This window comes from Undibacterium sp. JH2W (assembly GCF_049340425.1).
Lineage (GTDB): Bacteria > Pseudomonadota > Gammaproteobacteria > Burkholderiales > Burkholderiaceae_D > Undibacterium.
The window spans coordinates 147072-170650 of record NZ_JBMPOT010000002.1; the positions used below are offsets into that span (position 1 = coordinate 147072).

The 23579-nt window shown below is 49.6% G+C and carries 21 protein-coding genes; 16 read left to right on the forward strand and 5 right to left on the reverse strand.

Features of this window, described 5'->3' with window-relative positions; all coding sequences use genetic code 11:
• The first annotated feature begins 135 nt into the window (after positions 1-135).
• Positions 136-2922: a phosphoenolpyruvate carboxylase gene (gene ppc, locus ACO0LC_RS02960; protein ID WP_423000474.1), complete on the forward strand. Its 2787-nt coding sequence runs from the start codon at positions 136-138 to the stop codon at positions 2920-2922.
• Positions 2923-3057: 135 nt separating this feature from the next.
• Here the strand turns inward: ppc and ACO0LC_RS02965 are convergent, their stop codons facing one another.
• Both ACO0LC_RS02965 and ACO0LC_RS02970 read right to left on the reverse strand, forming a co-directional pair.
• A complete protein-coding gene (locus tag ACO0LC_RS02965) occupies positions 3058-3669 on the reverse strand; it encodes a porin family protein (protein ID WP_423000476.1) in 612 nt (203 codons plus the stop codon).
• A 135-nt stretch (positions 3670-3804) separates the two neighbouring features.
• Complete coding sequence (locus tag ACO0LC_RS02970; protein WP_423000478.1) at positions 3805-4929, reverse strand: ABC transporter substrate-binding protein; 1125 nt, start codon at positions 4927-4929, stop codon at positions 3805-3807.
• Positions 4930-4998: 69 nt separating this feature from the next.
• Here ACO0LC_RS02970 and mobB point away from each other — a divergent pair, with 69 nt between their 5' ends.
• The 3 genes from mobB (at position 4999) to ACO0LC_RS02985 (ending at position 6447) form a co-directional block, all read left to right on the forward strand.
• On the forward strand, positions 4999-5595 hold the full coding sequence (gene mobB, locus ACO0LC_RS02975) for a molybdopterin-guanine dinucleotide biosynthesis protein B (RefSeq protein ID WP_423000480.1): 597 nt from the start codon (positions 4999-5001) through the stop codon (positions 5593-5595).
• A 63-nt stretch (positions 5596-5658) separates the two neighbouring features.
• Positions 5659-5859: a YjfB family protein gene (locus tag ACO0LC_RS02980; protein WP_110254153.1), complete on the forward strand. Its 201-nt coding sequence runs from the start codon at positions 5659-5661 to the stop codon at positions 5857-5859.
• A 159-nt stretch (positions 5860-6018) separates the two neighbouring features.
• Positions 6019-6447 (forward strand): hemerythrin domain-containing protein, encoded by a 429-nt coding sequence (locus ACO0LC_RS02985; protein WP_423000483.1) that lies wholly within the window; start codon positions 6019-6021, stop codon positions 6445-6447.
• Here the strand turns inward: ACO0LC_RS02985 and ACO0LC_RS02990 are convergent.
• Together ACO0LC_RS02990 and ACO0LC_RS02995 are read right to left on the reverse strand one after the other, a co-directional pair.
• A complete protein-coding gene (locus ACO0LC_RS02990; protein WP_423000485.1) occupies positions 6435-6653 on the reverse strand; it encodes an RNA-binding S4 domain-containing protein in 219 nt (72 codons plus the stop codon). The genes ACO0LC_RS02985 and ACO0LC_RS02990 overlap by 13 nt on opposite strands.
• 38 nt (positions 6654-6691) lie before the next feature.
• A complete protein-coding gene (locus ACO0LC_RS02995; protein ID WP_423000487.1) occupies positions 6692-6973 on the reverse strand; it encodes a hypothetical protein in 282 nt (93 codons plus the stop codon).
• A 214-nt stretch (positions 6974-7187) separates the two neighbouring features.
• On the opposite strand from ACO0LC_RS02995, the gene ACO0LC_RS03000 reads away from it, so the two are divergent.
• The 11 genes from ACO0LC_RS03000 to ACO0LC_RS03050 all read left to right on the forward strand — a co-directional run bounded on the left by ACO0LC_RS03000 (position 7188) and on the right by ACO0LC_RS03050 (position 19790).
• Positions 7188-7442 (forward strand): DUF2282 domain-containing protein, encoded by a 255-nt coding sequence (locus ACO0LC_RS03000; RefSeq protein WP_423000489.1) that lies wholly within the window; start codon positions 7188-7190, stop codon positions 7440-7442.
• A gap of 73 nt (positions 7443-7515) precedes the next feature.
• A complete protein-coding gene (locus tag ACO0LC_RS03005) occupies positions 7516-8397 on the forward strand; it encodes a DUF692 domain-containing protein (protein WP_423000491.1) in 882 nt (293 codons plus the stop codon).
• Positions 8397-9185, forward strand: coding sequence for a putative DNA-binding domain-containing protein (locus tag ACO0LC_RS03010; RefSeq protein ID WP_423000493.1), 789 nt, complete (start codon positions 8397-8399; stop codon positions 9183-9185). The genes ACO0LC_RS03005 and ACO0LC_RS03010 overlap by 1 nt, the downstream gene beginning before the upstream one ends.
• Before the next feature lie 72 nt (positions 9186-9257).
• A complete protein-coding gene (locus ACO0LC_RS03015) occupies positions 9258-9743 on the forward strand; it encodes a DoxX family protein (protein ID WP_423000495.1) in 486 nt (161 codons plus the stop codon).
• Positions 9744-9914: 171 nt separating this feature from the next.
• On the forward strand, positions 9915-11096 hold the full coding sequence (locus ACO0LC_RS03020) for an efflux RND transporter periplasmic adaptor subunit (RefSeq protein WP_423000497.1): 1182 nt from the start codon (positions 9915-9917) through the stop codon (positions 11094-11096).
• 3 nt (positions 11097-11099) lie between these two features.
• Positions 11100-14231 (forward strand): efflux RND transporter permease subunit, encoded by a 3132-nt coding sequence (locus ACO0LC_RS03025; RefSeq protein ID WP_423000499.1) that lies wholly within the window; start codon positions 11100-11102, stop codon positions 14229-14231.
• A 310-nt stretch (positions 14232-14541) separates the two neighbouring features.
• Positions 14542-16068 carry an alpha/beta hydrolase gene (locus ACO0LC_RS03030; RefSeq protein WP_423000501.1) on the forward strand — a complete coding sequence of 509 codons (1527 nt, stop codon included), beginning with the start codon at positions 14542-14544 and terminating at the stop codon, positions 16066-16068.
• A gap of 14 nt (positions 16069-16082) precedes the next feature.
• Positions 16083-16754, forward strand: coding sequence for an OmpW/AlkL family protein (locus ACO0LC_RS03035; protein WP_423000503.1), 672 nt, complete (start codon positions 16083-16085; stop codon positions 16752-16754).
• Positions 16755-17101: 347 nt separating this feature from the next.
• Positions 17102-17710: a TetR/AcrR family transcriptional regulator gene (locus tag ACO0LC_RS03040; RefSeq protein ID WP_423000505.1), complete on the forward strand. Its 609-nt coding sequence runs from the start codon at positions 17102-17104 to the stop codon at positions 17708-17710.
• Between the two features lie 127 nt (positions 17711-17837).
• Positions 17838-18647 carry an oxidoreductase gene (locus ACO0LC_RS03045; protein ID WP_423000507.1) on the forward strand — a complete coding sequence of 270 codons (810 nt, stop codon included), beginning with the start codon at positions 17838-17840 and terminating at the stop codon, positions 18645-18647.
• Positions 18648-18788: 141 nt separating this feature from the next.
• Positions 18789-19790, forward strand: coding sequence for an NADP-dependent oxidoreductase (locus tag ACO0LC_RS03050; protein ID WP_423001029.1), 1002 nt, complete (start codon positions 18789-18791; stop codon positions 19788-19790).
• A 203-nt stretch (positions 19791-19993) separates the two neighbouring features.
• Here ACO0LC_RS03050 and ACO0LC_RS03055 read toward each other — a convergent pair whose 3' ends face one another.
• Complete coding sequence (locus tag ACO0LC_RS03055; protein WP_423000509.1) at positions 19994-21547, reverse strand: transglycosylase SLT domain-containing protein; 1554 nt, start codon at positions 21545-21547, stop codon at positions 19994-19996.
• 369 nt (positions 21548-21916) lie between these two features.
• Between ACO0LC_RS03055 and ACO0LC_RS03060 the strand changes: the two genes are divergently transcribed.
• Positions 21917-23572 (forward strand): amidohydrolase, encoded by a 1656-nt coding sequence (locus tag ACO0LC_RS03060; RefSeq protein ID WP_423000511.1) that lies wholly within the window; start codon positions 21917-21919, stop codon positions 23570-23572.
• Positions 23573-23579 lie beyond the last annotated feature (7 nt).

The following is a 23579-nucleotide window of genomic DNA, read 5'->3' on the forward strand; positions in this document are numbered from 1 at the left end:
GACGATGTAAGCATGCTGTCAAGGCAGTTGCTTACTCTGTAGAGCCGCGCCCTGGCTGCCGCAAATATATTGCCACTTCAGACGCACAAGAATTTTCATCGATCTGTTTTTATCCTTACCGTAGAATTTGTCAGCATGAATGCCCACCTACACCCGCAATTAAAAATGAACGATATCAGCGACGACAAAGACCAGAGCCTGCGTGAAGATATACGCAGGCTGGGCCGCATATTAGGCGATACGGTAAGAAACCAGCATGGCGATGAAGTATTCGATCTCATCGAACAGGTGCGCCAGAATTCCATACGCTTTCGCCGTGATGCCGATGAGGCTGCGCGCGCCGAACTGGAAACCACGCTTGATACTCTGACCAATGACCAGACTACCCAAGTTATACGCGCCTTCAGTTATTTTTCACATTTGGTGAATTTGGCAGAAGACCAGCATCATATACGCCGCACGCGCGCTCATCTGATTGCCGGTTCTGCACCGCGCCAGGGCAGCCTGGCACACACTATAGAAGCGCTGTATAACACCGGTCACAGCAGTCAGCAGTTGCTGGATTTTTTTGAAACTGCGCAAGTGTTCCCGGTATTGACCGCACACCCTACAGAAGTGCAGCGCAAGAGTATTTTGAATTGCCAGATGGTGATTACCCGCCTGCTCGATGAGCGCGACCGCATGCAATTGACGCCGGAAGAATCGGCCGCCAATGAAGAGGCTTTGGGTCGTGCCGTGCTGACACTGTGGCAGACCCGCATGCTGCGCACTTCCAAATTATCAGTGCTCGATGAAGTGGAAAATGGTCTGAGTTTTTACGACTACACCTTCCTGCGCGAGTTGCCGCATTTGTATGCCGGCCTGGAAGATTTGTTGGCAAGCAAGGATGCAGCGCTGGCCCAGCATGAACTGCCGAGCTTCATGAAAATGGGCAGCTGGATAGGAGGTGACCGTGATGGCAATCCTTTCGTCACGGCCACCGTGCTGGAAAAAACCCTGGCCATGCAGGCCACGCGCGCCTTTAAATTCTATCTTGATGAATTGCATACCCTGGGTTCGCAATTATCGATGGCGAATTTGTTGGTGAAAGTCTCTGACGACTTGCTGGCCCTGGCGCAACGTTCACCCGATCATTCGCCGCATCGCTCTGACGAACCTTATCGCCTGGCCATTAGCGGTGTGTATGCGCGCTTGTCTGCCACCTACAAACAATTGCTGGACCTGGAGCCAGTCATACATCCTAGTGGCATTGCTGAGCCTTATGCGACTGCAGAAGAACTGGCTGCTGATCTGGATGTAGTGCATCACTCACTGTATGACCATGGTTCTGCCGCAATCACCCGTGGACGTTTGCGTCATTTGCGCCGTGCAGTCAAGGTATTTGGTTTTTATCTGGCACCTGTGGATTTGCGCCAGAATTCAGACGTGCATGAACGTGTCGTGCATGAATTGCTACAAGCGGCCAATCCTGAATTGAAGTACCTGGACTTGAATGAAGATCAGCGCATAGAAGTCCTGATCAAAGAGATCAGTTCAGCCCGTCCACTGGCTTCGCCTTACCTGAGCTATTCAGAAGAAACCCGGTCTGAGCTGGCAATCTACCGTGCTGCCTGCACGGCGCAAAAGCGCTATGGCAAGGGCGCGGTGCCTAATTGCATCATCTCCAAGACTGATGGCGTGTCCGACATGCTGGAGCTGGCCTTGCTCTTGAAAGAATCCGGCCTGCTGCATCCGGCTGAAGGCCGTGTTGATGTGAATATCATCCCATTGTTTGAAACCATAGGCGATTTGCAAAACAGCGCGCCTGTCATGGACAGATTGTTTGGTATATCAGCTTATGCTCGTTTGCTGACCAGCCGCAGCAATGCGCAGGAAGTCATGCTCGGTTACTCTGACAGTAATAAGGATGGTGGCTTTTTGACTTCAGGCTGGGAGCTGTATAAGGCCGAGCTTGATCTGATAGACGTATTTGCCAAACACCAGGTGCGCCTGCGTTTGTTTCATGGTCGGGGTGGTTCCGTAGGTCGCGGCGGTGGTCCGAGCTATCAGGCTATTCTGGCGCAACCTGCCGGTGCTGTGCAGGGACAAATTCGTCTGACCGAGCAGGGTGAAGTAATTACTGCAAAATACGGTAATCCTGAAGTAGGGCGGCGCAATCTTGAAGTGCTGGCAGCGGCCACTATGGAAGCCAGTTTGCTCGCGCATACTGAACCAGCGCCGCGCCCTGAATTTTTGTCGGTGATGGAAGAATTGTCAGATCACGCATTCAAGGCTTACCGCAATCTGGTCTATGAGACCGAGGGCTTTGAGCAGTATTTCTGGGAGTCGACAGTCATATCCGAGATCGCTGGTTTGAACATAGGCAGTCGCCCGGCATCGCGAAAAAAATCGACAGCGATAGAAGACTTGCGCGCCATACCCTGGGTATTCAGCTGGTCGCAATGTCGTTTGATGTTGCCGGGCTGGTTTGGTTTTGGCTCGGCCGTGCAAGTCTACCTGAAGGCGCATCCTGATAAGGGCTTGCAGACCTTGCAAGCGATGTTCCAGGAATGGTCTTTCTTCAGCACTGTGTTATCGAATATGGAAATGGTGCTGGCCAAGAGCGATATAGGCATCGCCAGCCGTTATGCACAACTGGTCAAGGATGAGTCTTTGCGCAATCGCATCTTCCCGCGCATACAGGCTGAACATGAGGCGACTATAGACATACTAAAGGCAATATCTGGACAGGATGAGCTGCTGGCGGCGAATCCACTGCTGGCGCGCTCGATACGCAACCGCTTCCCTTATCTGTCACCTCTGAATCACGTACAGGTGGAATTGCTGGAACGTTACCGTAATGGCGATGAAGACGAGCGTGTGCGTCGTGGTATACATTTGTCCATTAATGGTATTGCTGCAGGTTTGCGCAATAGCGGTTAAGCCTCACCTGCGGGTTGGTTATGTAATTTTGCTTTTAAAAAAAACCTCGCTTGCTACAGCAAGAGAGGTTTTTTTATTCAGTCAGGAGCTTTTACTTGACCTGGGTAGGTCAATCAACTCAATACTGCTTCAATATTAGAACGATGCTTGTACGCCAATGTTGAAGTTGGTAACATTTGCGTCACCGCCAATCAGGTCAACGCGGCGGCTAGTGATTTCAGCACGGCCAGCGAAGTTAGGCGTGAATGCATAAGTTGCACCTACACCAGCAACAACTTTAGTTGCATTTTTGGATACGGAGGCGCTAAAGCCACTGTAGGAAACAGTTGCTTCACCTTTGGAGTAAGCCAGACCCAACTTTGTGAATACACCCCAGTTGTTGTTCAGCTGTGCGCGATATACACCAGCCAAGTCAAAGCTTGTTGCTTTGATTTCTGCAGCTACGCCGGAAACATTGGCTCTGATTTTGCCCAGGTCGTTGTAACTTGCTTCTACACCCCAGTTAGCATTCAGGTTGTAACCACCCAAAATTGAGAAGGATGTGTCGTTAGTTTTGCAGTTAGTTGTGCCAGCGCAATCAACATTGTAACGAGCTTGACCAACTGTCGCGCCGGCGTAAGCTTGTGCGTTTGCAGTCGTGCCAATAAACAGACCAGAGATAGCCAATGTGGCAGCGATAATTTTTTTTGTGAACATTTTTGTACCTGTAATTTTAAATAGCGCAATGGCGATTTCTATATCTGTCAAATAAACAAATGTGAAATTCTTATATTGCAGTGCAACACTTTAATGCAAAACAGGAAGAATGTCAAAAAAACCTTATTTAATTTCCGTTACATATATTGTTTTAGATATGATTGCATTAATGTTATGTGAGCATATTTAAAAAAGCAAACCTCCACCTTTCCTGAAGAGGGCCATATCGACATAGTTGGACATGCGGTGCGTCGAGTCCGATGGGGTAAGGGTGACACCACCCAGGTCAATAATGTTTTTTTGCGCGCTCAGTGCTTGCAGGGCATCTCGCCCAGGCTTACTTGCCTGTATTGCCTTGACCAAAGTCTTGGCAACCATGAAGCCTTCAAAAGTCAGTGCTGAGAGGTCTTCGTCCCTGAACTTTTTCATCATATTGCTATGATCTATTTGTATCAGTGATTTCTTGCTCAGGGGATTGGGTACAACCTGGGAAAATACTGTCCATTCCAGAGCCTTGGGGCCTGCTACTTCGGCCAGGGTATCCAGGTTGATGAGCGACATGCCAGCAACAAAGGTGCGGGGCGCCTGCTTCCTGAATTCCTTTAGAAATACACCCGTGCCCAGGGTATCTGCAATGGCAATCACGATACCGGGATTGGATTTCGCCAGTATGGCAGATTCTCTCTCAAGATCAGCGGCAGAGGCACCTATGCGTACCAGGCCACTCATCAGCATATTGCGCTTGCGTAATTCAGCAACCACATAATTATACATATCCTGATTCAAGCCATTTTCCTGGTAGGCTATGCCTACACTCTTGATGCCCAGCTTGTCAAAATAAGAGAAAATATATTGCATTTCCTGTTCCGGGCTAGGGCGCCAGAACAGTACACGGGAGCCATAGGTCTTGACTGAAGCCACCAGGGGAGCGAACAAAGTCAGGCCGCTTTGCGAGAATTTTGCATTTGCCAGCACGGCATCTGTAGTTGCTGCACCTATGCCGCCCAGCAGGTATTCTGCCTTGTCTTTTTCCAGTAAGTCACTGACAGCCTGTGCTGAGATAGCTGGATTACCCTGATCGTCGCGCACCAGGTATTTAATGCGTTTGCCACCCACGCCACCATTCACATTGATGCTGTCAAAGTAAGTTGTGATACCTGCTACATAGTCGCGGCCAATGCTACCATTCGGTCCGGACAAGTCTATAGCCTGGCCAATAATGATGGTGTTGCCTTGTGCCTGCGCATTTAATGAAAAAATGCTGAAAAGCAGGGCTAAGCAAAAAGACCAGAATCTGACGAGGGGGTGCATACTGATTACCTGTTAAATATTGCAATGTCATAATTGTTACATTCAAATATGACTAAGGAATGACGAGGCTTGCAGCAGGCTAAGATTCATAAGTTATATGTATATAATCGTTTTATGCGGGAAAGAAATATTGTGACGATGGCTGGACAAATATTAGGGGTTATAGGATGGTCTGGTAGTGGTAAAACCAGTTTGCTTGAGTATCTTGTTGGTGAGTTAATAACTGCTGGCCGTAAGATCAATGTCGTCAAACATAGTCATCATGACGTCATTATTGAACCTCCACAAAAAGACAGCTCACGCCTGCGCCTTGCTGGTGCACAAGAGGTCTTGCTGGCATCGCCTTATCGTTATGTCATTGCGCATGAGTTGCGTCAGCAAGCCGAACCATCGCTGGATGAGTTGCTACTGCGTCTGGCACCTGCTGATCTGACCTTGGTAGAGGGTTATAAATGGGAAGCATTTCCCAAAATTGAAGTTTTTCGACCCTCGCTGGGTAAGCCGGCGATATATTTGGAAGATCAGCATGTTTTGCTGGTGGCCTCCGATGCGCCAGCTCCAGAGGATTTACGTCCTGGCTTATTGTGGCTGGATTTAAATCAGCCGAAACGGGTGCTAGAGTGGATAAATATTGCGATGCAAAACGAAATTTTAAAAAAAATCTGAAAATCCTCTAAAGACTTCTCTAAAGCGACCGTTATCTACAGTAGACGGATAAGGAGAAATGTCATGGATGTAACCGGTATTGCAAACGTAGCAACAACATTGGCTGATGTCGGTACTAGCCAGGCAGTGAGTATTGCGGTATTGAAGAAAGCCATTGATGTCTCGGCTGAAAGTGCCACTGCACTGATAGAAGCTATACCCGATAATAAATCTGTTGCCAATCTGCCACCCAATTTGGGTAGGAATATCAATACTACGGCCTGATGCCTGTATTGCCAGAAAGAGATTTAAACAAATTTCAGGAAGCGCGCTCATGGCGCGCTTTTTTATTGTCGACAATGTCCACTGATATAACGCAAGCAAGTTATTTGGCGATCAGCGATAATCTCGCGATTTCTCTATTTCATAATTTCAGGACTAAGCATGGAACAAAATTCTTGGGGCTGGTCTGAGCGCCTCAGTCTCAGCTATGAACCTATGGATGATACCCATAAGGAGTTTGTCGAACTCTGTGCCGCATTGTCAGAAGACAATCCTGCCACCTTCGTGGCCAGGCTGGATGCTTTGATCGTGCATTCCATTGCCCATTTCGAGCAAGAGAATCAATGGATGGCTGAAACTGCATTCCCGCCCGCAGGCTGTCATAGGCAGGAGCATGAGGCTGTGCTGGAAGTCATGCAAGAGGTAAGGCGCAGGGTGGAGTTAGGGGAGCTGGACCTGGCTAACCGCCTTGCAGAAGAATTGCCATTGTGGTTCGAACATCATGTTGACACTATGGACAATATGCTGGCGCGTTTCATGGCCAGCAATCCAGAAAAACTTGTAGATACTGCTCAAGTTCAGCCTGCCTGAACCCTGATCTCTATATCGCCGAGGCTGACGACCTGGCCCGCACGGATTTTTGCAGTTTTGCGCAATTCCTGCTCGCCATCAACGCTGACATCGCCGCTGGCAACGATAGCCTTGCCAGCGCCGCCACTTTCGCATAGTCCTACCAGTTTCAATAACTGGTTCAGTTCTACATATTCGCCATCCAGGCTAAAACTCAATTTTTGCATATAAATTCCTCTGACCTGCACAATAAAAGGCACGCAGCTTACACTATTTCTCCCGGTGTCAGGCGCGTACTGGCTTTGTCCAGCCACATTCCCAATTGACTGAGCAAATCGGCCTGGCTAAAAGAGCAACTCTCTTCAGTGAACAAGCTGCCAGATTCAAGTCTACTCAACAAGTCCTCCATGACCACGCTAAATTGCGGTGGCAGGGCTGACAATAATTCAGGCTTATTGCGCCATATGCGACAAAATTGTGTGATATTGAGTCGCTCTTCAGATAAATCTTGAATACTTTGTCGTAATTCTTGCGTGAAGTTGAGCATATGGAAACTTTAGGCTTGAAAAAATATCATAAACTAGTAGGATAATCTGATTGAAGCTTGAATCCAATTGAAAATGTCGTGCGTATATGATTGTGTGGATAGCGTAACTGAAATTTTTTTAGAAATGATGTAAGTTTGCTTTATCTGCGCCGACTTATAGGCAGTAGTTTTAATTTTCCCATGTGGGATGTTTCGCACTTAACAGGAGATGAACATGAGTAACAAAGCAATGGTAGCAGTCGCACTGGCAGGTTTGTTGGGTTCCAGCATGGCAATGGCAGCTGAGCCAGTCAAGACAGAAAAATGCTTTGGTATTTCCAAAGCAGGTCAGAATGACTGCGCCACCAAGTCCGGTTCTCATTCTTGCGCTGGCCAATCCAAGAAAGACAATGACCCATCTGAATGGAAAAAAGTCCCAGCTGGCTCTTGCGAAAAAATGGGTGGCAAGCTGGAAGCCCCTAAGTCCTGAGTATTTTCTGAGCATTGGCTATCTTGACGGGTTCGCTTATCTTGGTTGATGTATTTTGACTGAAGCGGCTCGCTTGAACTGCAAACCCACGCCCACCCTGCAAGGGGTGGGCGTGGGTTTGCGCACTCAGCACTATCGTGATTTTCTGCATGCGCCTACGACCATGCTTGCTACCGCGCCAGCTGACTGGCTGGAGGCTCATGCAGAAAATTATTTTGGTGACGGTGGCTATGATTTGCATGTCTTGCAAACACTGCGCCGGGATTATGCTCTAAGCTTGCATGGTGTAGGCATGGGCCTGGGTTCGGCACAGGGATTTTCTGATACGCATGTAAGCCGACTCCAGCGTCTGATAGAAAGAACTGAGCCTGCCCTGGTGTCCGAGCATTTGTGTTGGGGAGCAATTGCGGGCAGGCATTTGAATGATCTGCTGCCTCTGCCTTTGATGCACAGCGCCCTTGAGCTGGTTTGCCAGCGTGTCGACGATTTGCAAACCCGCTTGCGGCGACAGGTCTTGATAGAAAATGTCTCGACTTATCTGCGCTTTGTCCAGGATGACATGTCAGAAGCAGAATTCCTTGCTGCCTTGGCCAAGCGTACTGGTTGCGGCATTTTGCTCGACATCAATAATCTCTATGTCAATCAACACAATCACGGTGAAGATGCCATGCAAGCACTGCAGATCATGGCAGCCTTGCCTGCTGGCTCTATAGGTGAAATTCACCTGGCTGGCCATCTGCAAACAGATATTTGTCTGGTGGATGATCATGGTAGCCAGGTAGCTGATGCGGTTTGGGATTTATTTAGACAAGCTGGCGGCATGCTGCCTCCTGGTATTCCTGTATTGATAGAGTGGGATACGGCGATTCCTGATTTGCCGGTATTGCTGGGTGAAGCGCATACAGCCAGGGAAATCATGGCAAGCTGGAACAGGCCGGAAATGGTGCTGGCCTGATGAATGCATTGAACCTGACTGATATCCAGAAGCATTTTTCATCGGCTTTGCTGGAACCCTCCAGCGCACAGGATGCTGCGAGCTTATTTTATCCTCATCCTTATCAGCAAGACCGGCTGGCCCTGTATCGAGGTAACTTGACGGCTATCTGGACATCGGCCTTGAAGAATGCCTTTCCTGTTTTATATCAATTGGTGGGGGCGGCGTACTTTGAGCAGCTGGCACGTGCTTTTGGCCGTGCTTGCCCATCCCTGTCCGGGGATCTGAATCAGTTTGGTGCAAAACTCCCAGAGTTCCTGAAGGGCATACCTGACGCAGCCGACTACCCTTATTTTCCTGACATCGCTGCACTGGAATGGCAAATACATAACGCTTACTATGCGGCTGATGCAGATGTGCTTAGCCTGGCGGAGCTATTGCACGCCATTGCTGCTGACGGGCGGGATTTGCAAGTAGTGCAATTAGAATTGCATCCTGCTGTCAGCCTGTACCGTTCAGAATGGGATACCGTGGGTATCTGGCTGGCTCATCAAGCAGATTCTGGACTGGAGTTGCCAGAAAACATACAAAAAATCAGCCATGGGCTTATCTATAGAAAGGATTGGTCTGTAGAGCTGCAAGTCTTAGATCAGCCAGCCTGGCTGGCTTTGTCTGCTCTGCTCGAGGGACGCAGCTTGGGCGAGGCGTTGGAGGCGGCACTGGATGTGGATGCAGAATTTGCTATCAATACGCATTTGCAATCCTGGTTTGCGGCAGACTTATTTATCAAATATATTCATCCAGCTTAAATTTCCATAAAAAGCTGTAAGGAAACTCTGGCCTGGCTGACTAAGATGCAGGAGATTAACTGGAGAATGACGATGTATAACACCCTGCAATACTTTCATAACCTGAGCACGCGTTTTGATGACAAACTGAGCATTTGGGGCGGTTCAGCCCTGAGCCTGGCTCTCAGGTTATTTGTGGGCTGGCAGTTTTTTAAAGCTGGCCTGGTAAAAATCGCTGATTGGCAATCAACCCTCTCATTATTCCGCGAAGAATACATGGTACCTGTCATCCCACCAGAGCTGGCTGCCTGGATGGGAGCAGGGGGCGAATTAATTTTACCGGTTTTGCTGGCATTGGGGATTTTCTCCCGCCCAGCGGCCCTGGCTTTGTTTGCAGTCAATCTGATGGCGGTTGTTTCCTATCCACAGTTGTTTGAACTGGAGTGCCCGGCTGCCGTCAATTCCCATTTGTACTGGGGTATATTATTGCTGGTGCTGGTCAGTTTTGGTCCCGGCAAACTGTCATTTGATGCCTGGATGAGTGCCGGCAAGTTGCAGGAGCGGGCTCCAACCGTCTGAGTCCGATAAATGTAAATATCTATATAGTCAGGCCCGCGAATGCGGGCCTTTTTTTTGCAAAATGCGTTTTGATGAACTAATCACCTGGGGTCCAGTCAAACTAAAAACAAAATCTGGCCTGCCAGGCGGCAGTGCGGATATGAAGCAGAATCTCACCGGACTATATTCATCATGCAAAGTAAATTTCATTTTCGCAATGCTCAAGGACAAATTCAATGGCGTACGCCTGTCTTGACTATGGTAGCCGTGGCAATTTCTGCTGCGCTCTGGCTGGCTTATTCCAGCAAGATGGCGGCCCAGGCCAGTACCACAGAAAAGCAGGGAGCAGATAAAGAACTGGTGTTTGAACTGGCAAGGGCAGACATTGCGACTGCAGAGTTGAAGGAATTGTCATCACAATTGCCGATCTCAGGCTCGCTGATGCCGGAAAGCCAGGTCACGGTACGTGCCAAAGTCGTGGCAGAAGTGGTGGAAGCACCTTTGCAAGAAGGCGTTGCCGTGCAAAAAGGGCAAGTGATTGCGCGCTTTACGGCGGCTGATTTACACGCAAGGCTGACTACCCAGGAAGCCGCGGTGGACGAGGCGCAGGCCAGGCTGGCACTGGCGCAAAAAAATCGCGTGTCCAACGAGACTTTGCTCAAGCAAAACTATATTTCACAAAATGCTTATGACACTACGCACAATGGCCTTGAGTTGGCGCAAGCCAGCCTGAAGTCTGCGCTGTCACAAAAACAAGTAGCACAACTGGCTCTGGCGGATACACTGGTGCGTTCACCGCTGGATGGCGTCATCAGCAAGCGCCATGTGCAGCCGGGTGAAAAAGTGTCGCCAGATACAGCCTTGTATAACATCGTCAACCTGAGTCGCCTGACCTTGGAAGCGCAAGTTCCTGCCAGCGAAATTCCACGAGTCAAAGCCGGGCAAAAAGTATTATTTCAAGTCGATGGTTATGGTGGCCGTGAATTCCAGGGCAAGGTGGCGCGCATTAATCCCGCGACTGAAGCAGGTTCGCGTTCCATGATGGTGTATATCGCTGTCGACAATGCCGATGCGGCGTTACGAGGTGGCATGTTTGCCAAAGGAAATCTGGTATTGGAAAAAACAGCAGCGGTGACCACCGTCCCGCTGACTGCCGTCAAACAGCTTAATGGTGCTGATGTTGTTTATGAAATTGTTGATAATAAAGTCAAGGTGCAAGCCGTAAAATTGGGCCTGCGCAGTGAAGATGAAGGCAGGGTGCAAGTAGTGCAGGGGCTGGCGACTGGGGCAGTGCTGATTTCCTCGCGTCTGGATGGTGTCAAGGCTGGTAGCAAGGTCAAATTGCCCCAGCTTAATGCGTTGAGCAAGGGTTAAGCCATGTGGATGACCAAAGTCAGTATACAAAACCCGGTGTTCGCCACCATGGTCATGGTAGGCCTGATGGTGCTGGGTATTTTTTCCTATAAAGGCCTGGGCCTGGAAAACATGCCCGATATGGAGTCGCCCGGTGTCTGGATGGAAGTACTTTATCCCGGTGCTTCACCAGAGATCGTTGAAAATGACATCACCAAACCGGTCGAAAACGTCGTCAATACCATCAGTGGCGTCAAACGCATCATGGCCAGTTCGTATGAAGGCCGTGCTGGCATCTGGATAGAATTCCAGTTGTCCGTCAATGGCGACAAGGTCTTGCAAGAAGTGCGCGACAAGATCGCCCAGATACGCCCCAGCTTCCCCAGAGATGTCAAGGACCCCTTTATTATCCGGGGTGGGGATGGCAATGGCCGCCCCATCGTGCAAATGGCAGTGAGCTCGGGCGAACGCAGCCTGCGTGATTTGTCGAATTTGACAGACCAGATCATCGTCAAGAAATTGCAGAGCGTGCCCGGTGTAGGGCGAGTGGATGTACGTGGTGCAGTCGTGCGACAAGTCCAGGTCCAGCTCTTGCCTGACCGCATGGCGGCAAATCATATTGGTGTCAATGAAGTCCTGGCTGCAATACAAAGCACCAATCAAAACATGCCGGCAGGTTTGATCACACGTGGATCTCAAGATCAATTGGTCAGGCTGGAAGCCAAGATAGTTGATACTCGCGGTTTTAATAAAATTATCGTCGCCCGTCGTGCAGATGCGCCTGTCTATCTGGAACAGGTAGCTGAAGTCCTGGACGGCGAAAAGGAAGAATTTTCCATCTCGCGTGTGAATGGGCAAAGGTCAATTGCCCTGGCAGTGACCAGGATACAGGATGCCAATATCGTCAAGGTAGGCGACGGTATCATAGAGGCGATAGCGGACTTGAAGACCCGCTTGCCCAAGGATGTGCAAATGACAGTCAGCGAAAACAATGCTGATTTTGTCAAACACTCACTTGATGGCGTGAAAGAAACCATACTCGAAGGCGCAGGCCTGACAGTATTGATTGTCTTCCTGTTCCTGCATTCCTGGCGCAGCACCATTATTACTGGCTTGACTTTGCCTATCTCGGTCATCGCTACCTTCATCGCCCTGAAAGCCTTTGGTTTTACCCTGAACTTTTTAACCATGATGGCACTGTCTCTGTGCATAGGCTTGCTGATCGACGATGCCATCGTCGTGCGGGAAAACATCGTGCGTCATCTGGGCATGGGCAAGGGACATAAGCAGGCGGCAGAAGATGGCACCAATGAAATTGGCCTGGCAGTCATGGCCACGACGTTTGCCATCGTTGCCGTATTTGTGCCTGTGGCTTTCATGAAGGGCATGATAGGTAAATTCTTTTTCCAGTTTGGGATCACGGTGACCGTTGCTGTGCTGGTCTCACTGTTTGTCAGTTTTACGCTAGACCCCATGTTGTCGTCGGTATGGCGAGACCCGGAGGAAAATCGCTTCAAGCGTTTACCATGGCTGGCCCGTTTCATGGATGGCATAGAACATGGCATAGACAAGCTGCACATGGTGTATGGAAAATTATTGCAACTGGTTTTGCGCAAGCGCAAAACCACCTTGCTACTGGCACTTTCCTTGTTCGTCGGCAGTTTTTTTCTGCTGCCCATGATAGGCACGGAATTCGTACCAGAAGCTGATGAAGGGCAAATCACCATCAACCTGAAAACCCCGGTAGGTTCCAGCCTGCAATATACCGACGATAAGACGCATCAGGTGGAGGCCGTGCTCAAGGCCATGCCGGATATCGAGACTATCAATACTTCAGTCGGCGTTGAAAATGAAAGGAATACTGCGCAAATCAATATGAAGCTGAGTGAAAAACGCATTTCTCACCGCAAATCACAAAAGCAAATAGAAATGCAAATCCGTGAGCGCTTGAAGAGCATCCCTGGTATAGAAATGGCAGTGGGTTTTGATAAGCCAATTTATGTGGCGATCCTGGGGCCGGACGCCGACAAACTGCAGGATGTGATTGATAGTGTCATGAAGAAAATGGCTGTTATCAAGGGCATCACCGATCTGGAGAGCAGCCTGACTGGTGCCAACCCTACCGTATTGGTCAAGGTGAATAATGAACTGGCAAATGACCTGGGTCTGTCTGTGCAGCAGATAGGTGCGGCTTTGCGCCCCTTTGTTGCTGGCGACAATATAGGTCAGTGGCTGGCACCTGATGGGCAGAATTATGAAATCAATGTGCAACTACCAAAATCAGGCAGGCAAAAAATTTCTGACCTGGCTGACTTATCGCTGGCCAGCAGCAGGGTGGATGCCAACGGCAAACCTATGATGATACCCTTGCGCCAGGTCGTGCAGTTTATTCCCAGCACCAGTCCACGCGTTATCAAGCGTCAGGACTTGCAGCGCCGCGCAGCGATTTATGCCAACGTAGAAGGCAGGCCTGCTGGTGACGTCGGTGCGGAAGTGCAAAAACTGGTCAAAACTATCGAGTTACCTCCGGGCTACCGCTTTGATATCGGCGGCCAGACCAGGGAAATGCAAGAGTCTTTCAGTGCAGCTGTAGCTGCGCTAGGAATAGCGGTGATCTTTATTTACCTGATACTGGCATCGCAATTCGGCAGTTTCCTGCAGCCGCTGGCGATCATGACGGCGCTGCCATTTTCATTGATAGGGGTCTTGCTGGCTTTGTTGATTACTGGCAGTACCTTGAATATTTTCTCCATCATCGGTTTCATCATGCTCATGGGGCTGGTGACCAAGAATGCGATTTTGCTGGTGGACTTTATCAACCAGGCGCAAAAGCAGGGTATGAGCCAGTTTGATGCAGTGCTGGCCGCTGGTCAGGTGCGCTTACGTCCCATTCTGATGACGACGTTGGCCATGATATTCGGTATGCTGCCTATGGCCATGGGCATCAGTGATGGTGCAGAAACCCAGGCACCCATGGGCAGGGCAGTCATAGGCGGTATCATTACTTCCACTTTGCTGACACTGCTGGTTGTGCCGATTGCCTATACTTATCTGGATAATCTGGGTAAAAAGGCGAAAGCTTATTTTACGCACCACGAAACAGCAGCCGTAACTATGTCTGCGGCTGTTGTAACCGGAGGAGATACTGCAAAATAAACATATAATGTTACATATTTGATTTCTCGTTTTGATATAGAAAAAGGTATACTTGCCGCCCGGAAATAGCGGCGGTTTACTTCGCCCTTTCTCCAATTTTTTAAGAGTGTTGTATTTGCCCCGCATGAATCTTCCCAAGGGCAAGTTTAAGCAGTTTTTTTAAGAGTGTTTACTCTAGATGAATAGTTTTTGCTATTCAGTAAATTGCGCAAATGACATACTAATATTGAGTTTTAGAACGCTCGTTCCATTTTATTGATGGTTGCCAGGCTTTTAATTACTTGAAAAAAATACTTAACAGGAGACAACAATGCGTCAAATTCATGTAGCGCTGGGGCTGCTTTCTGCTGCCGTTTTATCGGCTTGCGGTGGCGGTGGTAGTGCTGGTCCAGTCATCGACAACACACCTGCCCGCGGCACTCTGGTCGCCAATCCACCAATCTTGGTCCCTATTCCTCAAGCTAATGGCCCGGCATTAACCAAGCTTGATCCAGCCGTATTCAAGGCTTCTCTCGACGCTGCCAAACCTGGCCTGACACAGCTCACAGGCGCACCAAAGTGCGAAATCACTACTTATTACATGAAGTACACCACAGTCGGCGGCGCCAATGAAGCGACCGATGCGACTGGTGCCATCATGGTTCCGTCCGGCAGCGATCCTGCCTGTAGTGGCCCACGCCCGGTGATCCTGTATGCCCACGGCACGACAGTGGAAAAATCCTTCAACATGGCCAACCTGCGCGACAATGCGGAAGCCACCTTGCTGGCAGCAATGTATGCCGCACAGGGTTTCATCGTCGTTGCACCTAACTATGCTGGTTACGATACTTCTGCACTGACTTATCATCCATACCTGAATGCTGAGCAACAAGCCAATGATATGGTCGATTCCCTGCGTGCTGCACGCAAGGCTTTTGCGACTATCGGTGCGCAAGATTCTGGCAAGCTGGTTATTGGTGGTTATTCCCAGGGTGGTCACGTAGCGATGGCAACACAGCGCGCCATGCAAACGACTTATGCTTCCGAATTCAAGGTGAGCGCTTTGGCTGGCATGTCCGGTCCTTACGCCATGTCCTTGTTGGGTGACGCTACTTTTGCTGGTAGCCCAAATGCGGGCGGTACTGTATTTATCCCGCTGATTACCACTAGCTGGCAAAAATCTTACGGCGGCCTGTACTCCAGCCCGAACGAAGTTTTTGAAGACAAATACGCTAGTGGTATAGAAACATTGTTGCCAGGTGCACTGACTTTCAATGATCTGTTCACTACCGGCAAGTTGCCTGCTTATGCAATGTTTGCCAAGGATTCTTTGCCTGGTCCATCTTCACCAGCATTTGGCATATTCTTTGGTGACGGTAACCTGGTTAAGACCAGCTACCGCAATACTTACCTGGCTGATGCACAGAAAAATCCTTGCAACGTCAATCCCGCAGATCCTTTGAGCTGTACGCCTGCCAATCCTTTCCGTAAGGCTGGTGTGAAGAATGACTTGCGTAACTATGTCCCTAATGTACCTGTGTTGTTGTGTGGTGGTGGCAATGATCCTACTGTGTTCTTCGCCAGCACGCAGGCAACGGCAGGCTTCTTCCTGGCGAAAGGTTTGCCAGCAGCAGCCTTGGCAGTATTGGACGTAGATAGCGCACCGACCAGCGCAGCAGATCCATTTGCTGTAGCAAAAGTTGGCTTTGCTCAAAGTAAGGCAGCAGCTATTAATGCAGCGATTGCGGCCAAGCAAGACCCGGCTACAGCGGTAGCAAGCCTGTATCACGGCACCCTGGTTCCACCGTTCTGCAATGCAGCGGCACGCGCCTTCTTCCAGCAAGTCTTGGCTAAATAAGAGAGGACGCCATCATGAAAAAAATTCATTTCGCCGTCAGTGCCTTGTTTGGCCTGGCTTGTTTCTCGGCTCACGCCTACGACAATACTATTCATGCAGGTGTTTTGAATGTGCAAGTGCATTCAGAATCTCCTGACTTCACCAGTAATGGTCCGACATTCCTGACGCCGCAGCCAGCCGGCCTGATCGTCAATAATGCAACAACTGTTGTCTTTGGTTATACGCGTCGTCTCAACGATCATTTCGATTTCGATTTGGTCGCGGGTATCCCACCTGAGCATGAAGTGGTTGGCCGTGGCAATTTGGCACCTTACGGTGTTATTTCCAAGGTCAAACAACGTGCACCTACATTTTTCATTAATTATAATTTTGGTGAAGCTACTAATGCCTGGCGTCCTTTCGTCGGACTTGGTTTGAACTACACCCAGTTCTTCGATGCAAAATCTACGGCTAACGGTAATATTGCTTCTGGCGGACCAACCAAGATTGATTTGAAGGATTCCATCGGTCTGGCAGGGCAGGTCGGTATCAATTACCACATTAATGATCGCTGGTCGGTAATTGCTTCCGTAGCTGCTGCCAAAGTCAAATCTGACATGACAGCGACGACGGGCAGCATTGAACGTAAAACGACGATAGATTTCCGTCCTGTAGCATATGGTCTAGCAGTGGGTTATAGCTTCTGATAATCCTGCAACATAGCAAATAAAAAAGGTTCCAGCATATGCTGGAACCTTTTTTTTGAGGAACTGGCAAACTTTTTCTTTGCAAGAGTGATACGTGTAATATCACCAGCCAGTCGGTATTCTCCTTTGCTGCAAGCCATCCACGCCAAGCAGCCCAAATTGAGCAGGCGTCGCACTTTCAATGAATACATGCTATGTAAACCCGCTCCAGCTGCGTTGCAGCTCCTGACCGTACTAAAGTACTGTCTTCGTCACCACGCCTTGCCAAGGCGATTTTGCGTAAATCCTAATAAATTGGGATCTGGATATTTTAATGAGTTACCCAGCGGTTTATTCAGAAATGGTATATGATGACCGTCATGGAAAATAAATCATCTAGGCAAAAGAACCTTAGTCGCAAGGAAATTACGCACGAACGTATCGTTGAAGTTGCTGCGCGTGCAATACGACGTAGTGGCTATGATGGCACTGGTGTCGCTGACCTCATGAAGGAGGCCGGCTTGACGCACGGCGGCTTCTACAGTCACTTTGCCTCACGCGAAGCATTGCTGGCTGAGGCTGCGGATAGAGCAGGTGCGGAAGCGGTGGCTGCTTCTGCCAGCATTGCTGCTGCGGTGCCGCCAGAGCAGGCATTGCAAGCATTGGTAAAGGCGTATTTGTCGAAGGAACATTTCGAAAGCATAGAGACTGGTTGCCCAGTGAGTGCACTGGGTTCGGAGATGCCCCGGCAGGCACCGGAGGTGCGGCGTGCAGCTACCCGCCGTATCAAGGAGATGATAGACGTCGTTGCGCGTCAATTGCCAAACTGGGGGCAGCCGGGGACGCATGAGCAGGCATTGGTGATGGTCGCAACCTTGGTTGGTAGCATGCTGCTGGCACGGGCTGTTGACGACCCCAAGTTATCTGCAAGTTTTCTCGATGCGGCGCGGGAAAAACTCATCCCAGCGGATAGCTGATTGAGGTAAATGTTTGGCAGTTTATGCTGGTTTCTTTGGCTTTAAAATATGATGAGCATCATATTGTGATGTGAAATTTAAGCCTTAATGCCACTAAATACATAATTTATATAGATTGGAGAGCATGATGAGTAAAAAAATTGCGTTGGTGACAGGTGCCTCACAAGGCATAGGCGAAGCTACTGCCAGGAGCCTGGTGAAAGCTGGTTATAAGGTCTACGGAACTAGCAGGCGAGGAGCTGCAACGGGGGAACGATCCTGCGACATGCTGTCACTGGACGTGACCAGCGGTGAATCTGTAGTAGCGGCAATCGACGAGGTGATACGTTTGAGTGGTCGTATAGACCTGCTTGTCAATAATGCCGGGATAGGTATCGCGCCTGCCGGGGCAGAAGAGGTTTCCATAGAGCAGGCTCAGGCGATTTTTGATACGAATTTTTTCGGACTCTTGCGGGTAACGCAGGCAGTTGTGCCGCATATGCGACGTCAGGGGGCGGGCCGCATCATCAACATCGGCTCCGTATTGGGCTTTTTGCCCATGCCTTACGGGGCTTTGTACGCTGCGACCAAGCATGCAGTCGAAGCTTATTCCGAATCCCTGGACCATGAACTGCGCACAAGAGGTATTCGCGTCACTGTAATTGAGCCTGCATACACCAAGACAGCATTCGACGCGAACATGTTGGAGCCAGACACCAAGATGGAAGAGTATCGCGAAATTCGTGCCATAGTGAATAGGAGGATCAAAGAAGTAATGGAGACAGCTGAAGGGCCCGAGGTCGTCGCTGAGACGGTGCTGAAGGCTGCCAGCGTGCGGCACCCCAAATTGCGTTACACCGCAGGCAGTCTGGCGAATCGCTTGCGCTTGTTACGCACATTTGCACCGGCTGGTCTGATGGATGCTGGGATTCGTAAAGATCTGCGGCTCGAAGCTTAGGCGTGATTCTTGTGCCTTGGCTCTTGTTCAGGGGGGGGGGCACTAGGCAGGCCAGAGATGGTATGCAAAGCAATCCGTATCAACAACTGAAGGCCGGATTTTGCCATAAATTATTTTAAACAGATTGGAGTCATATTCATGATGAAAGCTTTTATTGTTGATCGCTACCAAAAAAAGAGTGCGCTGCGAATTGGCCAAATGCCAGTTCCGGAGATAAGGGAGGATGAGGTCCTGGTTCAGATTCATGCCGCTGCCGTCAATCTGTTGGATGCCAAGATACGGGATGGTGAATTTAAACTCATACTGCCTTACCGCTTGCCACTCATCCTAGGCCATGATGTGGCCGGAATCGTCGTCAAAATAGGCTCCAAAGTACGGCAGTTCAAGTTGGGCGATGAAGTCTATGCCGGGCCAGATGACTTCAGGATCGGTGCTTTTGCAGAATTCATCGCCATTAAGGAAGACTCGTTGGCGATGAAACCGACATCACTGAGTATGGAAGAGGCTGCCTCTATCCCGTTGGTAGGTTTAACTGCATGGCAAGCACTGGTTGAGAAAGCAAATTTGAAGCAAGGGCAAAAGGTATTCATCCAGGCTGGCTCCGGTGGCGTGGGAACATTTGCAATTCAATTGGCGAAGCATCTGGGTGCATACGTCGCCACCACAACCAGTACTGCAAATATTGATTTGGTGAAGAGTTTGGGTGCAGATGTTGCTATCGATTACAAGAAAGATAATTTTGAAAAAATCCTGCAGGATTACGATGTAGTATTAAATAGTCAAGATACAAAGACACTGGAAAGATCACTGCAAATACTAAAGCCTGGTGGAAAACTCATTTCAATTTCCGGGCCGCCGGACACAGCATTTGGGGAAGAAATTGGTGCTCCGTGGTTCGTGAGACTGATCATGCGCCTGCTGAGCTTTGGCGTCAGGAGGAAATCCACGCATCGCAATATCAGCTACACTTTCCTGTTCATGAGAGCGCACGGCAGGCAATTGCGCGAGATTGCGTCTCTCATCGATGCCGGAGCAATCCGTCCTGTGATAGACAAGGTTTTTCCGTTTGAAGCAAGTAATGAGGCTATGGCTTATGTCGAAAGTGGGCGTGCAAAAGGTAAGGTCGTTATCAAAATACGGTAGGGGTGGCAAGATCTGTTTGCAGGCGGAGTCAGTTGCAGCTCATTATTCTTGCTAGCTGCATCGGCCTGTGGGTGTTTTGTATGAGGACTATGTCAGAGTTCAAAGCCCTCGCATTTGCATATGAGGGCTTTGTTTTGCATGGAAGCTAACAAGCTGGCTCGGTCTAGGTAAGCCCGAGACCGGGCGGCACTATCTGGGCTTGATCAGCTATGTTTCTTTTTGCCGGCCTTCAGGTTGGCCAGCAGAGTCTTGCCATGGCGGGCAGGTGCAACTGAGCGGTGGGCAATTTTAGGTGTCTGTGCAGCATGGCGACTACCTGCACTTGCCAGTATATTTGTTTGATTTACCTGCGTGACAACTGGCGTTTGTATATGCAAGGTCTGGCCATGAGCAAGGTTTTCACGCTTTAGATGGTTCCAGGTTTTTAATTCTGCAACACTGACGCGGAAGCGTTTGGCAATGCCAGCCAGGTTATCGTGTTTGCTAACCTTATAACTGACTTGGCGGGTAGAGGTTTTTTCTATGACCAGTTGTGCTTTTTCGGCGATTTCCAGAGAAATATCATGATCGGGTGTTTTGTCAGACTTGGGTACCAGTAAGGTGGAGCCAGCCTTGATCATCATTTTTGCCGGGATCAGATTCACTTCACGCACAAGCTCAGGCTTCAAGCCCAATTTACTGGCCAGTGATTCTATGCGCTCAGTTTTTTGCACGGTATGGGCGGACCAGCTGGACAAAGGACCTTGCCATTTGTTCAGGTTGGCTTTGTATAAAGCGGCATTATCAGTGGGTAGCAAGATCTTGGTGCTGCTGTTGCCAGTAATGACAGGGCGGCTGAATTGTGGGTTCAATGCCTTGAATTCGTCTATGGAAAGTTCCGCCAGTTGCGCCGCAACCCGCACATCGATATCGCGGGTCTTTTCTACGGTCACAAAGTAGGGCTGATTGTCCAGCTTGGGTAGGGCCAGGTTAAATTGCTCAGGGTGACCTATGATATTTTTAACGGCCTGCAACTTGGGCAGGTAATTTTTTGTTTCATTTGGCATGTGCACGGACAGACTCTGGAAGTCTATTGGCAAGCCTAGTGCCTGTTGTTTCTTGATGGCGCGCTGGACTGAGCCTTCGCCCCAGTTGTAGGCCGCCAGGGCCAGTTGCCAGTCACCAAACATGCCATACAGTTTTTCCAGATAGTTCAAGGCAGCATCGGTAGAATCAATTACCCCACGCCTGTCATCCTTGAACATGGTTTGCTTGAGGTTGAAGTCGCGACCCGTTGCCGCCATGAATTGCCACATGCCAGTTGCTTTGGCGGTGGAAATGGCTTGCGGATTAAAGGCTGATTCTATGAATGGCAGCAGGGCCAGTTCGGTTGGCATGCCGCGCTTCTCCAGTTCCTCCACCACATGGTAGAGATAGCGGGAGCCACGCTGTACCGTGCGCAAAATATATTCGGTGCGAGTGCTATACCAGGCCAATTGATTGCTGACCAACTGATTTTCCAGGTCAGGAATGGCATAGCCTGCACGTACTCTTTCCCACAAATCTGTAGTTTTGCCGGTGTAGTCTAGATTGGCGACATCAGTTGGTAATTCCAGATTGGCAGGTTGGCTGGCAGCTTGTGCCGTATTAGTGGTTTCTGGTGCGGATACGAGGGAAAAAACTGGGGGGGGAGCATCTGCAAGACATATTTGTGGAGCCAGGCCAGCTAATAGAGCGGCGGTCAATATGCTTGGGGGGCTTAGTCGGAATCGTTTCATAGGCAATGAATTGTCTAATCGACCATAGTCGACGTGGATTGCAGGATCGTGAGAGTGTACGCAAGTGTCGTTTGCAGCGTCAAGATAAATGTCAATTAAATGACAAGTTTTACATCTGTTACATGGATATCCCTTTGGATTTTACTTTTCCTTTGAGGGAAGTGATGGTAAGTGCATTTAATTTTCATTAAAACCATTTTAATGTCATGTAATAGCATCTAAGTCTGTATTTTTATTGTGGCAAGAATATGCTGCTTTGTCATATGACAAGAATGAAAGCAGACTGGCGTTGTTCTTTGCTATATCTAAATTATCAATGCATATTGAAATACAATATGCTCTCCTTTCCCTATCTCCTGGATTTGATTTATGTACAGTACATTGAAGCCTTTGATGGTGGCACTTATGAGCTTGAGTGCAGGCATGGCTGCTGCCGAAACGATTATCGATAATGTCCGTGGTTATACATTGAGTGGGGCGAAATTGCAGCAGTTTCAAGCCTTGGCTTTTGATGATGCTGGCAAGGTCGTAGCTACTGGCAAGTCTGCTGATCTGGCAGCCAGCTTACCCAAAGCCAGGCATATTGATGGCGGCGGTAAAACCTTGTTGCCAGGCATGATAGATGCACACGGTCATGTGTTCAGTTTGGGGGCAAGTCAGATGCAATTGGGTTTGCGCGCTACGGCCAATCTTGCGGATGCGCAAAAAGCGATTGCTGACTATGCAAGTCGCTTTCCTTCAAATCAGTGGATCGTCGGTGGTGAGTGGAACCAGGCTAACTGGAAGCTGGGTCGTTTTCCCAATGCTCAAGAGATTGATGCAGTAGTCAAAGACCGTCCGGTCTGGTTGTCACGGGTAGATGGTCACGCTGGTTGGGCCAATACCAAAGCCCTGCAACTGGCAAGTATTACAGAAAATACACCTGACCCTGCTGGTGGCAAGATAGAAAAAGATGCCCAGGGCAAGCCTACCGGCATCCTCGTTGATGCTGCCATGCGTCTGGTCGACAAGGTGGTGCCTCCAGCATCGAATGCCGAGCAAAGAGCTGCCCTGGACCTGGCCTTGCTGGAGTTGGCCAAGGTTGGCGTCACGAGCGTGCATGATGCCGGTGTTTCAGAATCTGCCGACAAATTATTCCGCGAATATGCGGACCAGGGCAAATTGACGACACGCGTCTACGGCATGGTGCGCGGCACCGATGAATTTTTTGATCAGGTTTCACAGCAAGGCCCTTTACTGACGTATGGGCATGATTTTTATTCTCTGCGTGCAGTCAAACTGTTTGCCGATGGAGCGCTAGGCAGCCGTGGCGCGGCATTGATGGCGCCGTATTCAGATGCGCCTCATACTCATGGGCTGCTATTTAAGACTGCTGATGAAATGTACGCCATGATAGAAAAAGCCGCCAGCAAAGGCTATCAGGTCAATGTGCACGCGATCGGTGATGCTGGCAACCGTCAGATACTCGATGGCTTTGCCCGCTTGCCTGCGTCTGCCAGCTCGCGCCACCGCATAGAGCATGCGCAAGTCGTGGCACTAGATGATATCCCGCGCTTCAAACAACTGGGCATCTTGCCCTCCATGCAGCCCACTCATGCGACGTCAGATATGAATATGGCTGAGGACAGGGTGGGAGCAGAACGTATCAAGGGGGCTTATGCCTGGCGCAGTTTCCTTAAGCAGGGTTCACGCATCGCTTGTGGTTCTGACTTCCCTATAGAATCCCCTAATCCATTCTGGGGCATCCATGCAGCCGTTACCCGTCAGGACATGGCAGGCAAGCCAGCACAAGGCTGGTATGCCAATCAAGCCATGATGGTGCAAGAAGCCTTGCGCTGCTTTACCCTTGATGCAGCCTATGCCGCACATCAGGAAAATACCCTGGGTACGCTGGAGGCAGGTAAGTGGGCGGACTTTATCCTCATAGACCAGGATATGCTGAACATGCCCGCCACCGATATATACAAGATCAAGGTCTTGCAAACCTGGGTGGCAGGCAAGCAGGTTTATTCAGCCACTAAATAAAGCCTGC